The organism is Ammoniphilus oxalaticus, assembly GCF_003609605.1.
Lineage (GTDB): Bacteria > Bacillota > Bacilli > Aneurinibacillales > RAOX-1 > Ammoniphilus > Ammoniphilus oxalaticus.
This window is the reverse complement of sequence record NZ_MCHY01000006.1, coordinates 379,171-394,794: the sequence shown is the minus strand read 5'-3', so window position 1 is coordinate 394,794 and position 15,624 is coordinate 379,171. Positions and strand designations below refer to the sequence as shown.

Genomic DNA, 15,624 nt, shown 5'->3' with positions numbered 1-15,624 from the left:
TCAGTCGGCAATCAACGTTTTTTGTTTTGCTGCGCAATGACTTTAAAGCAGGCTCTCTATAAAGACGTATGTATCCGATGACAAAGATATGCCCCATTTTTAAATCGCGCCTCTAGAACAGCATGCGTTGCTTCCTGCCGTAATTGCTCAATGGGTGCTGACCCTTGCAAAATCTTAACGTTACCCTTTCCCGCAATCCCCTTTTCACCCACAAAACACACAACTTTTCACCTAGGTCTGCTATACTAGTCCTAGATGATTTAAATTATCGAATAGGTGGTCATAGCTTTGAAACTACTTAAATTCATCCTATCTTTTACGATCCTGTTGTTAATTTTGCCATACAATTCTGGGGATGCTCATCAAACAAGTGTCGCCCAGGCAACCAAACGGATCAATGGGAAAAACGTATCCCTCGTATACATTGACTTAAACAATAAAAATATCGAGGTGAAACCTGTTCTGGCGCGGAATCAGATAGGGGCAACAGAGAGCCTTGAAAGTATGGCCAAACGGTCCAACGCCTTCGCAGCTATGAACGGAACTTTTTTTATGTCGTATGAAAAAGGGGATTTTAAGCCGCCCTGGGGAACGATCTTAATCGATCGCGACTTGAAAAATCAAGGGTGGACAGGGGCCTCAATCGGGTTCAAGCAAGATAACACACCGAGCATTGGCGGAATTACGGACTTACATCACGACGATTTTCAGCATATGACAAGCGCGGGACCGACCCTGTTGAAAAATGGTCAGATCGTCCTCAATCCACTTGCCGAAGGCATGACGGATCCTAAACTAACAACGTTAAGCGGTCAAAGAAGTTTTATTGGCTACACCGCAGACAAAAAACTAGTCATGGGCACTGTTCCAAATGTGACCTTACCTCAACTGGCTCAAATCTGTAAACAACTTGGACTTGATTCTGCGCTTAATATGGACGGCGGCGCATCCTCTGGTCTGTATGCCTCTGGCAAATACATCACCGCGCCTGGTCGCTTACTGAGCAACGCCTTGGTCGTCGTTCCAAGAAGCCAACAACCGATTAAGATTAAAATCAACGGCGCATATCATACCTTTGATGTCCAGCCATTTATACAAAACGGTCGAACTCTAGTTCCTTTAGCTGGGATTGCTAACGTTTTGCAGGGTCAAGTCGATTGGGAACCGATAACGCGTACTGTAACGATCACGAAAGACCACACGACCATCCAATTAACAGTTGATTCCAAGTCCGCGCGAATGAATGGCGTTCTGACCGAAATCGATGCGCCCGCAAAAATTGTTGAAAATCGAACGATGGTTCCGCTTAGCTTCTTTTCAACATCCCTCGGCGCCTCGGTCGAATGGAATGAAGAAGAACGAACAGTAGAAATGATGACGAATCGTTAGTTGAAAAGGATAGATTCAATCGAAAATCGCTCTATATACATATTCACCAATCCCTTCAACCTGCTTCGCGCAGCGTTGCCGGGATTTTTATTTTGCTACAAAACCGAAAGCGCTGGCGCGTCCCAGGTAATCCCTTCCCGCAAGCTGAATCATGACAAAACAATAAATTTTGTTCACACATTTGACACAATTAACTTTACGTGTTAGAATATTTAGACAATTCAGAAAGGGGATGATGACACATGAAAGCGCTTACGAGGTGGTTTGGGAGGTTTATCGTGTCCTATTTAGCCATTCTGTTTGTCATCATGCTTCTTCCTGTGTTTTTGATTACACCGAATGTACCTGAATTTGATCGTGTGATGGAGTTTTTGTTTAAGAATAAAGAGCTGATTTAAGGCCGATTGCTAACATATGATAACTAAAAAAGGGCTGCCGAAGAAAGTTAGTGATATTCCAAGACGAGCCCGAATGCCCTACACCTCTTTACATAAATGGTGTAGGGCTATTTTTGGCTTTTATAAGCAAAAAATTTTACTGGTCTATAAACCTGTTTAACGCATCTTCAATTAGCGTATCCCCGCCAACCAGATCAAATGATTTGCCGATAGTGTGATTATTTTTTAGGGCGGCTACAATGGTTGCGGCAACATCTTCGCGAGGAATCGACGCTCGCTCTAGATCCACCGCAATGCTCACCTGCCCCGTTCCCGGATCATTCGTCAAAGGACCTGGACGAACAATCGTATAGTCAAGCCCGCTTTGCTCCAACCAACGATCCGCGTAATGTTTGGCCGCGCTATAATGCGGGGCGCGAGGTAACCATTTATCTCGATGATGAACCCCGATCGCGCTTACCATGATATAGCGTTTCACACCCGCTTGCTGAGCCGCTTCCATCGATTTAATTGCTCCGTCCAAGTCGACCAGCATCGTTTTGTCCGCGCCCGTATGTCCACCCGAACCGGCTGTAAACACAATCGCATCGACGCCTTTTGCCGCTGCGGCGATCTGATCAACCGAATGCTCCAAATCAACTACAACGGTCTCCACACCTTGCTTTTTAAATGTGGCGGCCTGCTCCTCTTTTCGAACCATCGCCACCGCTGTCAGTCCATTCGTTTGTTGTATCTTTTGGACAAGAAGTTGCCCAATCTGGCCATTCGCCCCGATAATTAGCGTTTTCATGTACCTGCTCCTTTCTTCTATTCACGAGCTTCATCCAAAAGGATACCATACTAATCCATATCTACACATCGTTGACAGACCCTCACTCCCCTTTTATGATTGAAATGGTAGGAAATGTTTTAACATGAGGAGATGCCTATGAAACGATTATACTTTGCAAGTTTAACGCTGTTCCTAGCGTTTAGTTTAACATCCTGTTCAACCCAAACGAAAGTTACACAGCCTGAGCCACTCGATGGAGCCATCCAAGATGCGCCTGAAAATGAGGGAACTCTCGAAGAAGCGGTCAGTCAAGCGATTCTAGCGCAATACAACTCCTCTGCCGAGGCAGAAACAACAACGGAAGGACACATCATCCTTGATACAGAGCGAATAAATGGTGGGGTGAAAGTGTATATGATCGCCAGCTATGGCGCCTTCGGTTTTGAGAATGGTATTTTTACAATCGTAGGCGGGACTGGCTCGATCCCAACGATCATGACTTTTTCGAAAGACGAAAACGGCGGTTACACATTGCTAGAATATAAGGAACCGTTGGATGGCTCACTCTATGCCAATTCACTAAAGGAAATGTTTCCGCCCGAATTACACACGAGACTATTTGCCGCTCACGACGAATATCCAGAGCTCGTTAAACAACAAGAAGAACAGGCGCGGGCCTATTTAAAAAGCATCGGAAGATCTGCCGAAGTAAGCGCGAGATATGTTGAGAAAGAACTACCGACAATCCATGTCGAAGCCTCCAATCGTTTGTTTGGTGAATGGGCAAAAGATCGTACTTTAATCCATAGCTGCCCCTACTGGCTCGGCACTAAAGAAAGGATAGAAAATGGCGAAAGGTACATATATGAAACCGCGCAACGGAAAATGAGTGATGGATCTGATCTCCTCATTTTTCAGAAGAAAAAAGAAGATGGAACGATCGTCGAAGAAGAAAAATATAAAATTGTGGGAAGCGAACCTGAATTCATAGATTGAGAGGCGGACATGTCTCGTAGGCGAGGACATCAGGACGTGAACAAGTGAGAAGCACGATCCTAAACGTCATGATGAAGGGCATCACGACGAGAACGCGAGCATTTGGCTGGCATAAACGTCATGATGAAGGGCATCACGACGAGAACGTGAGCATTTTGCTGGCATAAACGTCATGATCTACTAATTGAAAAAAGCCATCTAAGAAGATCAGCGAACTGATGATCAAAGATAGCTTTTTTCCTCCAAAAGTACATCACTTACGATGATTATAACTAGATCGGTCTGTAAATCACTTTCTCCGCGGTTTTACCAAAGAAGTGATAGCCCGATCCCCCTTCGCTTAATGTATCTAAAAGTTCGTCTGGTTTTGTGACTAAAACCCCGCCGACAACGTCCACGTCTCGTTGAAAGAAAGGCGTAGGGCGCATACTGCTTGTTGGTCCGACAATCACAATCTGCGCCTCCCTTTTACAGTAGGATAGCAAACTATGAATTGTATCGTTTATTAAGGTTGTCCCCGTCGTAATCAATACATCCGCTTGTGGAATGATTTCTCGCGCTTGATCGGCATGTCTAAAAAACGGCATTTCCTCCTCTTTTAACGCTCTTGCGTCCAATTCGAGCACAAGAAACGGTTGCTTATTCTTTTTAAAACGGCGCAAATAAGGAACTAGAGCCCCGATCACAACAACCAAAGCGTCCCCAGGAATATCGATGACATCGAGTGGGTCCACACCTTTTTCAACGACAAAATTTTGTGGTTCCCGAGCATCCAAACAAGCATGAGACAACGCGTTTAACACCGCGATCGCAAATGATTTTCTTACAGCGCTCTGTGAATGAATATCCTTCACATAGTTCGTTACTCTCGCTCCTTGTATTTTACCAGGAATCGGAAATCCCGAAGCCGAGCTTGGACAACAAACGGCCCCAGGAATCGACTTGATCGGTGTATAACTTACACCTCCATATCCATTGCTGAGTTTTACCCCGATGAAAAACAATCCGATCACTGCCCGTTCAATCGTAATCGATGCCAATCGCTCTTCTCCGAGAATTTCGGTAATCTCGTTCAGACTCGCTTGTAAAATATCATCTTTCACAATGACATCCAACATATTGATCCCCCCTTAAACCCTGAAATCTCATCTCATATCTTTTTTGCAATTTCAAAATGACAATCACCGAATAAACTAGGATATACACCCGATCGGTGAATCGTAAAATTGGATCGTTCAATAAATTCCCTAAACCGCTCAACATCACATAATGGATGATCAAATAATTTTTTAGATTGGCCGAGCTCATCGAGACCGCTATCCTGTTCCCCGCAATCCGGACTGCAAAAATAATGATTGGAAATCAATAGCCCACCCGATCGTATATAGTTTGAAATCTCAGTTAAGGTCGGCACAAGTTGTTTCCGATGTTGATAAAGTGTATGAGAGCAAATTACGATATCAAAAGATTTCGGATCAAGTGAGGATAATCCATCATTAACGACTGTTATTTTTTGCGCGCTTTTATCCCTGCCTATTAATTCATTCATAAAAGTTCTGCCTGCTTGGTCAATTAGAACGGTTGCGTCAACATTTGTATATAATCGAGAAAATTCATACGCGTACAATCCATATGGATGGCTCAAATCCAACATTTTGCATGGACGCGTAAGGATTTTCCAATATTTTATTTTCGTTATGATTTGCTGTAAATCAGCGTTTACAAGTTCACGGTGGTCATTCACATGAAGCTCCAGCTCCGATTCTGAACGTGTAGCTTGAACCTGATCCCCTTTTAAACGATCTTTCATAGCTGACATGTTTCTATCCCCTCTCCACTCTCCATAAAAGTTGATTATTTTAATCTAGGCATAACCTCTTGGGAAAATCTTACTAACGATTGTTCCAATAACCGCCCTGGCAGCAGACCGAAAAAAGAGGGCAACAAATTTAAGTGCTGTATGCCTAGCTCCTCTCTTAACTGAGCTATTTTCATTGCGCGCGTTTCGGGACCTCCAATAATCGCAAGCTGTCGCAAAAGTCCCTCCGGTTCGATATCCTGTTCAGAATTTATCTGAGCAAATCGTTCAGTACGAATCCTTTTAAAAACGGCTGAAATATCAAGGAGCGTAGGCCAAATTTCTTCACGCGCTTGCTCATCGTTTTCTCCTACATACACAAAACGACCCACAGGAACAGAATCTACCGCCCCTCCTGATTGTTTGTAAATATGGAGGCATCTTCGCAAACTATCGATCGATTGAATCCCATGCAAAAGTAAATGATAACCTGACTCCGCAACCCACTTGACAGACTCATCCGAATAAGCCGCAACATAAATGGGCGGACCCGACAATTGAACAGGTCTTGGAGAAAACCCCAGCTCCGTCTCCCCCATCTGAATCGTCCCATTTTTCCAATAATTCAAAATCTCACTTAAGTTATCGCGGAAAAGCTGAGTCCGTTGCGCAGCGTCGATCCCGAAGCATTCAAAGTAATTTCCACCGTGGCCTCTCGAAATCCCAAAGTTGACTCTTCCGCCCGAAATTTGATCCAATGTAGCCACTTCTTCAGCCAGTCTTAACGGTTGATGGAGCGGAACGATCAATGCTGAAAATCCGATGCGCAATTAAGACGATAAGGACGCAAAAGCCGCGCCTAAAATAAGTGGTGAATAACTAAACACATTCGGCCGTAAAAAATGTTCTTCATTAATCCAAATAGAAGAATATCCCCACGCTTCTAACTGTGGAATGATCGATTGTTGTCGTTCAATTGTCAACGCCTCTAAGCCGCCACTACTTCCAGACAATCCAAATCGCATCATTTATTTCCCCGCCAAAATTTCTTTTGCTTCTTCTTCCGTTAGATCATATTGGAAAAAGGTCTGATAAAAATTCATAACCTCCCGCTCCAAATCTACATTTTCAAATAAATCAGGGTACATGTGTTTTGCCGCAAATAACACCATCAGCGGTTGTTCACTCGTTCGATTTGCCCATATGTGCGCACCTAACGGTGTACTGTAGATGCGATCGTTTTTAACAGCTTTCAGTGTTTGGAAACGGACGTCTTGTTTTAAGTCTTCGATCTCGCTTGGCTTAGCCACAATGATCACGTCTGGATCCCATTGCAACAACTGCTCAACGGTGAATCCTTTATTCGCCACTTCAGCGCTTTCATCGGTTACGCTTATTCCACCGGCTTGCTCGATCCACCATTCAGCAATCTCATGAGGCTGCGACAAGTTTGTGAAGTTCGTATTCAAGGCTGTTACTCGCTCATTTTCTGGAATTTGATTCGTTACCGCTTTTATTTTTGCGATGGTTTCATCGAAATAAGTCGCGTAAGCCTTCGCCTCCGCTTGCTTGTTAAAGATTTCTCCAACCAATTTAATCGTTTCTTTCACTTCCTCAGGCTCTTTCCATGTTAAATAGATCGCCGTCAGCCCATTTTCCTCCAACTGCTTGACCACTTGATCGTCCATTGAAAAGACGATATCTGGGGCCGCAAGCAAGATTTCTTCGATATTCGGATCGCGCGACTCCCCTTGCATCGTCGGCTCCGTTCCTAAATTTGGCGCGAATTTCGGCAAGTATTTCCATCGATTTTGCTTGGCGAAACTTTCGGGTAGTCCGTTTATAATTTTATCCCCTTCACCAACTGCCAAGACAAACGTGCTTAGCACCGGAACGGGACCAATTAAAACTACTTTATTGATCTCAGCGGGGATCGTCACTGTTCGATCGGCCATATCTACAATTTCACGCGTCGTTTCAACTGATTTCGTTGCTTGTTCACCTGCATCTGTTCCCGCTTGCTTTGCGCCTCCCGAACAAGCGGATACAACCATGGACACTAAAATAAAGAACGTTAAAAAATATCGTTTCGAATGCTTAACCATTTTATGACTCCCTTTTTCCTCTTAAAGTAGTGGAACACAGACACGCGCTTCCTCTTTTTTATCCCCTGAGATCGGAGCCGCTGTCACCTCAATTGGCGTTGCGTACAATGCGCTTAATCGTTCGCTCGTTATGACTTCGCTCGGGGACCCATACGCTTGAATTCTTCCGCCTTTCATAATCGCCACTTTATTCCCTGCTAAAAAAGCGTGATTCGGCGCATGTGTAATTAATACAATGGAAATGCCTGTTTCAGAAATTTGTTTAATCAACCGTAAGATTTTACTTTCATTGCCGTAATCTAAGCTCGCGGTCGGCTCGTCCATAATCATAATATCCGCTTGTTGAACAAGCGCTCGAGCGACCAGCGCCATTTGCTTTTCACCGCCGCTCAACTCACTGAACACGCGATGTTTTAAATGTGAAATACCGATCTGCTTGATTATATCGTTTGCAATTTGCTGGTCTTTTTTTGATGGCGCGGAAAGATAACCGATATGCGGGTTTCTGCCCATGATGACCATATCGAATACGGAATACGGAAAAACAACGGTTGTCGATTGAGGAACATACGCAACTTTTTGAGCTACCTGTCTCGCGTCTAGTTGTTTCATATTCGAGCCATGGATATAAACGTCGCCAGACTGTACATCATAGATGCCAAGTAAGCAACGAATCAACGTGGACTTTCCTACGCCATTCGGACCCAAAATGCAGAGCACATCCCCTTTTTCTAAAGAAAACGAAAGACCATTTAAGATAGGACGTTGTTTGGAATGGCTAAAATATAAATCCTTCACTTCTAACATCAGGTCCACCCTTTCTTAATCTTTGATAGTAAGAAAACGAAAAATGGCGTACCGATCAACGCAGTTAAGATCCCGAGCGGAATTTCAATCGAACTCGCGGATCGACTCACGTTGTCTACAAGCAACAGAAAGGATCCCCCGATTAAAAATGAAGCGGGAAGCAAATAGTAGAAATTTGAACCAACGATCATGCGCGCCATATGCGGAATGACCAATCCAATCCAGCCCACAACTCCGCTAATACTAACAGCAGCTGCCGTCATCAACGTCGCGCACAAAATGACGATCATCCGTACCGCTCGAATTTTCACTCCTAATGCTTTAGCTTCTTCATCCCCAACAGACAGAACATTCACTTGCCAACGAATCACAAACAGCGCCAGCAAGGAAATGGAAATGGGGATCAGGGCGATCGTCATGTCCTGATTGCTTACTTTAGATAAACCGCCCATCAACCAAAAAGTAATGGCCGGCAACGTATCTTCTGGATCCGCGATATACTTTAATAATGAAATCAACGCTTGAAAAAAAGCGGAGATAACAAGTCCTCCTAAGATAAGGACGACAATCGAATTTTTACCGAATATGCGGCTTATCCCAATTGCAAGACCTACCGCCAACAGCGAAAACAAAAAGGCTGACAATTGAATCCCAAACCAAGGAAAAGAAAGCGTCATTGCCATTGCCGCGCCAAAGCCCGCGCCCGCTGAGACACCTAAAATATCAGGAGCAGCCATTGGATTTTTTGTCAAATTCTGAAAAGCGGCGCCCGCTACGGACAAGACTCCGCCGACAACAATGGCAGCGATAATTCGCGGAATCCTCACATTAAAAATAACTGTCTCCATCGTATCCGACCATGTTTGTTGAACATGTATAAATTTGGAAAACATGATTCCAAGCACAAGATCCGGGGGGATCGGATACCGCCCAATCGCAAATGACGCCATGGCCAACATGAGTAACAAAACAATCATCACGCTAAACTTGAAAGAAATTTTACTATCTAAACGATCCATCGCATCTCCTTCTCTTAAAAATAAAATAACTCTCCACACAACTACGCTGATTGTTCTAAAAATTAAAAAAATCCAGCTCAAAGAAGGCTAGATTAAATAACCTTTCTTCTTTATAGAGAGAATAGGCCATTCGGTTTCCCAAATAACCCCGTGGGTAATTGCTACCCAGGCCTTTATCCATGAGTTTCCTGTTAGGAGTCCAGGCTCGAAGAAAAAACGATATTCCGTTTTTAGTCGATCAATTCGTACGCGGCTCACCTCCTTGTCAAAAGTAAATTAACATACCTCCAACTACAACAGTTATAACAAGATATAACTAATTAGATCTAATTATATCCAGTTATGTGTAATCCGTCAAACATTCCCTTAAAACGACAAAAAACCTGAGATCTTTTTGCTTCAGATCTCAGGTTTTTTTCAATTGGGCTCAATTATATCCAGCAAACGATGATGAAGCGCTTATTTTGAGGGCTGCAATGAATCCCCTTGGTCCATTGTATACAATTGCTTGTAATGCTGATTGGTTTCCATTAATTCGCGGTGGCTGCCTTGCATTGAAAGATTGCCCTCTTTCATAAAGATAATTTTGTCCATTTGATCAACACCCGCTAGATGATGAGTAACCCAAATGATTGTTTTATCTTTCGCCGCGGCAAACATCGTTTCAATCAGGTTTTTCTCTGTAATCGGATCGAGCCCGATCGTCGCTTCATCTACTAAAATAATCGGTGTGTCTTGAAGTAACACTCTAGCAAACGCGATCCGCTGTCTTTCTCCGCCTGAAAAACGATGTCCCATTTCCCGCATTTGGGTGTGAAGACCATCAGGCAACGAGGCGATCAGCGTGGTGAGTTGCGCTTGTTCCGCTACTTTCATCACATCTTCATCTGTCGCGCTTGGGCGGCCCATTCGAATATTGTTGGCGACAGAGGTAGAAAACAAATGCGGTGTTTGATTTAAAACGGACACCGCTTTTGAAAGGAACCCACTGCGCATCTCTTGGCCGTTGACGCGGATCGAACCGAAATCGGGTTGAATCGCGCCTGCAAGTAGTTTGAGCAACGTTGATTTACCCGTTCCGCTACGTCCTAAAATAGCGATTTTTTCACCCGATTCAATGGTCAATGATAACTGATCGATGACGTCGCGCGATGAATTCGGATAAGCGTAAGAAATATTGTCGATCTCTATTTTAGCGGAACGGCTATCAGCCCACGCTTGCCCGCTTCTATAATTTCTCGGCAAATCCGTCCGCTCAATCGCTTGAATCCGTTCAACGGAATCGGTGTACGTCGGGATGCGCTCAACCGCTTCCGACAACGGGGCTAACGCATCGGTGACAGAGAAAATCATCAAGGCAAAGGCCGCAATAATCGTTGGCGCGATCACATTGATTTCCGCTTGTTTCCCCGACCAAACGACAACCATGATAATAACAACCGCAATGACGAGCTGCGTCAGCGCATCGCGCAAATAATGCCATCCTTGAATCGTCCGTTCTGTACGCATCATTTTTGCGTCTTGCGCAACCGCCTCATCTAGAAACTCCGTTGTACGACCACTCGCTTGCCAATCGGCCATACCAAAAATAGCATCCGTTAATTTTCCGTACAATGTCTGCCGTTCTTTTTTGCGTGTTTGATGATGTTTGCGCATGAAAAAGAACGATAAAAATGGAATCAAGAACACAACGACACCAAGAACCAAAGCCATGATCACGCCGAAGATCAGCTCAAATGAGCCGAACACGGCAACGACGATCGCATAAATCGCTAACCCGATCACGCTTGGGAAAATCGTTCGTAAATACAGATTTTGCAAATGCTCAATATCGTCCGATAAGACACTGAGTAAATCCCCTGTCTGATAGCGCGAGCGTAAAAATAAAGCTTGGGGTTCAAGAATGTCATATAATTTCCTGCGCATTTTTTCTAAAATACGCAACACGATATCGTGGCTCACAAGGCTTTCTAAGTATAAAAACACAGCCCGACCGATACTAAAGGCGCGGACAGCGACAATCGGAACGTAGACAACCATGATATTGACCGGTTGTAAGGCTGATTTTGAAATTAAGTACCCCGAAATAAAAAGAAGCATCGCCCCCGAGCCAATCCCTAACACACCTAACAAAACGGAAACGAGCATCCGTCCTCGATTCGTGTTCAAATAAGGCAGTACCCACTCCCTCATCGCTGTCCCCTCCTTTCGTTAAACGATGACGTTAATTTCGCGTATGTTCCATTTTTAGCTAACAAGTCGCGCGGTTGACCGGTTTCGACCAGTTCACCATCTTCTAACACGAGTAAATAATCCATCTCATTCATCCAGTGCATACGGTGGGTCGCAAAAAAGATGAGTTTATTTTTGAACAACGCCATCATCTCTTGTTTCAATTCATATTCCGTCTCGATATCGAGATGAGCGGTCGGCTCATCGAGTAAAATAATCGGGCGTTTACTCAACAAGGCTCTCGCAATCGCGACGCGCTGTTCTTGTCCCCCGCTTAACGAGCGTCCCCCTTCGCCAATCAGTTCATGAATCCCGTTGGGTAGTTCTTTGACAAACGACGCGAAACCGATCTGTTCAATTACTTTTTCTACCTCTTCATCGGTCGCGCTCGGTTCATAAAATCGAATGTTGTTCGCGAGTGAAGTCGGAAAAATGTACGGATGTTGCGGAATGTAGGCAATTTGTTCCAACCAATCTTCCCGTTTAAAAGTGGTAGACGCAATCTCATTGACGACAACCGCGCCTTCCACTGGATTCAAAAATCCAGCGAGCAAATGCAGCAACGTTGATTTTCCCGCCCCGCTGGCGCCGACCAAACCAATCATCCCGTTGCCTTGCCACGAAAACGAGATATTTTTTAAAATAACCGTCTCTTCCCTTTGCGCTGTCACATTTTCTAAGCGCAAGACACTTGTTTCATTCCATTCCATCGGTTGTAGCGGATCGATCGGCTGCGAAACGTTTTCCATCTGAATCACTTTTTCCACTTCCGCTAAAGCGATTTGACCATCCAATGTCGCATGAAAATCTTGCCCGACCTGACGAATGGGCAGAAAATATTCGGGCGCTAAAATCAGAATCGTTAAAGCAGGCAATAACGTAATCGCCCCGTCGATCAATCGAAATCCTAAACCAACCGCAACAAACGCGATCGCCAAGCTGGTAAAAAAATTAAGAGCAAAAGAAGATAAAAATGCAAAGCGCAACGTTTGGTTTGTCGCTTTGCGATATTCATGGCTCACATGAGATATCTTTTTACCGTGCGCCACACTTTGTCCAAGATAAGTTAGCGTTTCAAGCCCCTTTAAAGAATCAATAAAATGATTCGAAAGCACACGATACGTTTCATATTGTCGATCCGCCATTTTTTGCGCGGCGAGACCGAGTAAGATCATGAAGATAACAATAATCGGCACAGCGACAACAACGATCACGGCGGAGGCTTTATCCATAGTGAACACATAAATTCCAATAAAAGCAGGGACGATGAACGTTCGAATCATTTTGGGGATCGCCAATTCGATATACGCTTTTAGATCGTCGATCCCTTCCATCGCCAGCGTCACTAACCGTCCCGTTCCATACACCTGAATGAACGATGGACCCTGATCAAAATAAGCCCGAATTAAATTTTTGCGCAACATTTTACCCAAACGTTCCGCAAATCGTTCAATGATTACCCGCTGGACAAGGGAACAGAGATGTCGTAACAAAAAGGCGCCAAAAAAGAAACTAATGTCGTTGATAACGATGGAAAGCCCGACCCCTTCAAATAAAAAGGTAATTGCCCGAGCGAGAAAAATCGCTTGGGCAATGATTGCAACGGCTTCAATAACCGTTATAAATCCGAGCAAAATGTAGACTTGACGGCTTCCCGGGTAGGATGGCAAGCCTTTTTTGCGTCGACTCATGAATATCCTTTACCTCCATCTTGTTGAACGCGCTGACGAAACACATAGTAACTCCACCCTTGGTAACCAAGCACGAATGGGAGTAACGTAAGAGAAAAGTAAGACATCATTTTTAACGTATAAGCCCCTGATGCGGCATTATAAATCGTTAAATCGTAAGCGCTGCTAATTGTGCTAATCATAATCCGCGGGAACATCCCGATGAAGATGCTAGCCGTTAAGAAAACAATCGTTAAACTGGTCATCGCAAACGCCCAACCATCTCTTTGTTTCACATTTAAAAAGCTAGCAGCCAATAACGCGACCCAAGCAAGCAACGGGAGGAGAATCCAACTCGCTCCATGATTTGTGAAAATATCTGTCATTTTCCACCCGAACCCGACAAAAGCAAGTGTGAGCGCAATTGTAAAGGGAGCAATTCTTTTCGCCGCCGTTCTCGCCCGTTCTTGCAATGTCCCTGTCGTGCGAATCGTAATAAATTGCAAGCCATGCGTCAGGCATAAGAACAAGAACATCACGCCGCCTAATAGCGCAAAGGGATGGAGAAACTGAATGAATCCGCCGACCATTTCTTTGTTTTGATCAATCGGCATCCCCGTCATAAAATTAGCAAGCACAACGCCCCACAGGATCGGAGGCAAGAAACTTCCAATAAAGAGCGCCCAGTCCCAAGTGTTGCGCCATTTTGTCGCTTGAAGCTGTCCGCGAAACTCAAATGACACCCCTCGTATAATGAGAGCGAGCAACATAAACACTAGTGGAATGTAAAATCCGCTAAACATCGTGGCATACCAGTGCGGGAACGCGGCAAACATCGCTCCCCCTGCGGTAATTAACCACACTTCATTGGCATCCCAAAACGGACCAATCGTTTCGATGTAGGCGCGTTTTTCATGATCATTTTTTCCAAGAAAACGAACGACGGCGCCAACACCGAAGTCGAACCCTTCCAGAACAAAGAAACCGATGAACAAAATGGCAATGAGTATAAACCATAATTCATTAAGAGACAATGGCTGGTTCCTCCTGATCAAACGGATCTTGTGACTGGCTCTCGTCTGTCTGTTCGTCATGATCCTCTTTTTTAATATGTCTCACGAATAAATAAACACTAACGCACCCTAAAAGCGTGTAAATCATTGTAAACGAAATGAGTGAAAAGAGCACCTCATTAAATGTAACGGACGGCGACACCGCGTCTTCCGTTTTCATTAAGCCAAACACAACCCACGGCTGACGACCCATTTCCGTCATCATCCACCCTGTTGAATTCGCGATGAACGGCAATGCAATCGCAAAGACCATCCACTTTAAATAACGGGTTTTATCTACCAGTGTATCCTTACGCGCCGCATACCAACCGTATAGACCGAGTAACAACATGATTGTCCCCGCGCCTACCATTGCTCGAAAACTCCAAAACACGACGCGAACGGGAGGAATGTAGTTTCCAGGTCCGTATTTTTCGACATAATGTTCTTGCAATTGATTCATACCTTCAAGTGTTCCGCTAAACTTGTTATAAGCTAAGAAACTTAACATCCCCGGAACTTCAATAGAAAAACGATTCTCTTTCGCCTCAGGATCAATGCTCGCAACCAACGTAAACGGCGCGGGATCCTGACTCGTTTCCCATTGCGCTTCGGCTGCCGCCAGTTTCATCGGTTGAGATTCAACGATATATTGCGCTTGTTTATGACCTGTAAATAGCATTACAACAGACGCGGCCAACCCGATTGAGATCGCAATATTAAATGAGCGTTTAAACATATCTAAGTTCTGCCTGCGGGTAATCTTCCACGCGCTAATCCCCGCCACTAAAAAGGCGCCCGTTACAAAAGCAGTAAACAAAACGTGCGGGAACTGCGACCATAGATGAGGATTCGTTAAGATTTCACCTATACTATTCATCTGCGCCCGCCCGTCGACAAATTCATAACCAACTGGATTTTGCATAAAGGAATTCGCCGTTAAAATCCAGAAAGCCGATAACATCGTACCAATCGCCACGAGCCAAATCGATAACAAGTGGACACGTTTGGAGAGACGATCCCATCCGAATAGCCAAATACCGATAAAGGTAGATTCCAAGAAAAAGGCCAATAATCCTTCAATCGCTAGCGATGGACCGAACACGTCACCAACAAACCGTGAATACGTTGACCAGTTCATACCAAATTGAAATTCCTGTAAAATCCCTGTCACAACACCAACCGCAAAGTTGATGAGAAATAGCGTACCCCAAAACTTTGTCATCTTTTTATAAATCTCTTCGTCTTTAACAACGTACATTGTTTGCATAACCGCGATGATCAGCGCCATCCCAATGGAAACCGGGACAAAGAAGTAGTGAAAGATCGTCGTTGATGCAAACTGAATCCGCGCTAATTCAAGAACATCCATTTGCTTCGCTCCTT

The 15,624-nt window shown here is 44.5% G+C and carries 16 protein-coding genes and 1 riboswitch; of the genes, 4 read left to right on the top strand and 12 right to left on the bottom strand.

Features of this window, described 5'->3' with window-relative positions; translation table 11 throughout:
- Positions 1–288 precede the first annotated feature (288 nt).
- Both BEP19_RS03990 and BEP19_RS17535 read left to right on the top strand, forming a co-directional pair.
- Positions 289–1,389: a stalk domain-containing protein gene (locus BEP19_RS03990; RefSeq protein ID WP_120188533.1), complete on the top strand. Its 1,101-nt coding sequence runs from the start codon at positions 289–291 to the stop codon at positions 1,387–1,389.
- Between the two features lie 242 nt (positions 1,390–1,631).
- Positions 1,632–1,787: a hypothetical protein gene (locus BEP19_RS17535; protein WP_170145248.1), complete on the top strand. Its 156-nt coding sequence runs from the start codon at positions 1,632–1,634 to the stop codon at positions 1,785–1,787.
- 136 nt (positions 1,788–1,923) lie between these two features.
- Here BEP19_RS17535 and BEP19_RS03985 read toward each other — a convergent pair whose 3' ends face one another.
- Positions 1,924–2,577 carry an SDR family oxidoreductase gene (locus BEP19_RS03985; RefSeq protein ID WP_120188532.1) on the bottom strand — a complete coding sequence of 218 codons (654 nt, stop codon included), beginning with the start codon at positions 2,575–2,577 and terminating at the stop codon, positions 1,924–1,926.
- Positions 2,578–2,715: 138 nt separating this feature from the next.
- Between BEP19_RS03985 and BEP19_RS03980 the strand changes: the two genes are divergently transcribed.
- A complete protein-coding gene (locus BEP19_RS03980; RefSeq protein ID WP_120188531.1) occupies positions 2,716–3,555 on the top strand; it encodes a transcriptional regulator in 840 nt (279 codons plus the stop codon).
- 44 nt (positions 3,556–3,599) lie between these two features.
- Complete coding sequence (locus BEP19_RS18110; protein ID WP_281269264.1) at positions 3,600–3,722, top strand: hypothetical protein; 123 nt, start codon at positions 3,600–3,602, stop codon at positions 3,720–3,722.
- 105 nt (positions 3,723–3,827) lie between these two features.
- On the opposite strand, the gene BEP19_RS03975 is transcribed toward BEP19_RS18110, so the two are convergent.
- The 11 genes from BEP19_RS03975 to BEP19_RS03925 all read right to left on the bottom strand — a co-directional run bounded on the left by BEP19_RS03975 (position 3,828) and on the right by BEP19_RS03925 (position 15,610).
- Complete coding sequence (locus BEP19_RS03975; protein ID WP_120188530.1) at positions 3,828–4,673, bottom strand: DUF364 domain-containing protein; 846 nt, start codon at positions 4,671–4,673, stop codon at positions 3,828–3,830.
- A gap of 32 nt (positions 4,674–4,705) precedes the next feature.
- Positions 4,706–5,374 carry a class I SAM-dependent methyltransferase gene (locus BEP19_RS03970; RefSeq protein WP_120188529.1) on the bottom strand — a complete coding sequence of 223 codons (669 nt, stop codon included), beginning with the start codon at positions 5,372–5,374 and terminating at the stop codon, positions 4,706–4,708.
- 35 nt (positions 5,375–5,409) lie between these two features.
- Entirely contained in the window at positions 5,410–6,183 is a 774-nt protein-coding gene (locus BEP19_RS03965) for an LLM class flavin-dependent oxidoreductase (RefSeq protein ID WP_120188528.1), read from the bottom strand.
- Positions 6,184–6,381, bottom strand: a complete 198-nt coding sequence (locus BEP19_RS03960) for a hypothetical protein (protein WP_120188527.1) — start codon at positions 6,379–6,381, stop codon at positions 6,184–6,186.
- Positions 6,382–7,458, bottom strand: coding sequence for an ABC transporter substrate-binding protein (locus tag BEP19_RS03955; RefSeq protein WP_120188526.1), 1,077 nt, complete (start codon positions 7,456–7,458; stop codon positions 6,382–6,384).
- Positions 7,459–7,479: 21 nt separating this feature from the next.
- Positions 7,480–8,265: an ABC transporter ATP-binding protein gene (locus BEP19_RS03950; RefSeq protein WP_120188525.1), complete on the bottom strand. Its 786-nt coding sequence runs from the start codon at positions 8,263–8,265 to the stop codon at positions 7,480–7,482.
- On the bottom strand, positions 8,265–9,284 hold the full coding sequence (locus BEP19_RS03945) for a FecCD family ABC transporter permease (protein ID WP_120188524.1): 1,020 nt from the start codon (positions 9,282–9,284) through the stop codon (positions 8,265–8,267). Before BEP19_RS03945 ends, BEP19_RS03950 begins: the two co-directional genes overlap by 1 nt.
- An 89-nt stretch (positions 9,285–9,373) precedes the next feature.
- Positions 9,374–9,507: riboswitch (molybdenum cofactor riboswitch) on the bottom strand.
- A 236-nt stretch (positions 9,508–9,743) separates the two neighbouring features.
- Entirely contained in the window at positions 9,744–11,477 is a 1,734-nt protein-coding gene (gene cydC / locus BEP19_RS03940) for a thiol reductant ABC exporter subunit CydC (RefSeq protein WP_120188523.1), read from the bottom strand.
- On the bottom strand, positions 11,474–13,207 hold the full coding sequence (gene cydD, locus BEP19_RS03935) for a thiol reductant ABC exporter subunit CydD (protein WP_120188522.1): 1,734 nt from the start codon (positions 13,205–13,207) through the stop codon (positions 11,474–11,476). The genes cydC and cydD overlap by 4 nt, the downstream gene beginning before the upstream one ends.
- Positions 13,204–14,280 carry a cytochrome d ubiquinol oxidase subunit II gene (cydB, locus tag BEP19_RS03930; RefSeq protein ID WP_120188521.1) on the bottom strand — a complete coding sequence of 359 codons (1,077 nt, stop codon included), beginning with the start codon at positions 14,278–14,280 and terminating at the stop codon, positions 13,204–13,206. Before cydB ends, cydD begins: the two co-directional genes overlap by 4 nt.
- Positions 14,210–15,610 carry a cytochrome ubiquinol oxidase subunit I gene (locus tag BEP19_RS03925; protein WP_120188520.1) on the bottom strand — a complete coding sequence of 467 codons (1,401 nt, stop codon included), beginning with the start codon at positions 15,608–15,610 and terminating at the stop codon, positions 14,210–14,212. The genes cydB and BEP19_RS03925 overlap by 71 nt, the downstream gene beginning before the upstream one ends.
- Positions 15,611–15,624: the final 14 nt, after the last annotated feature.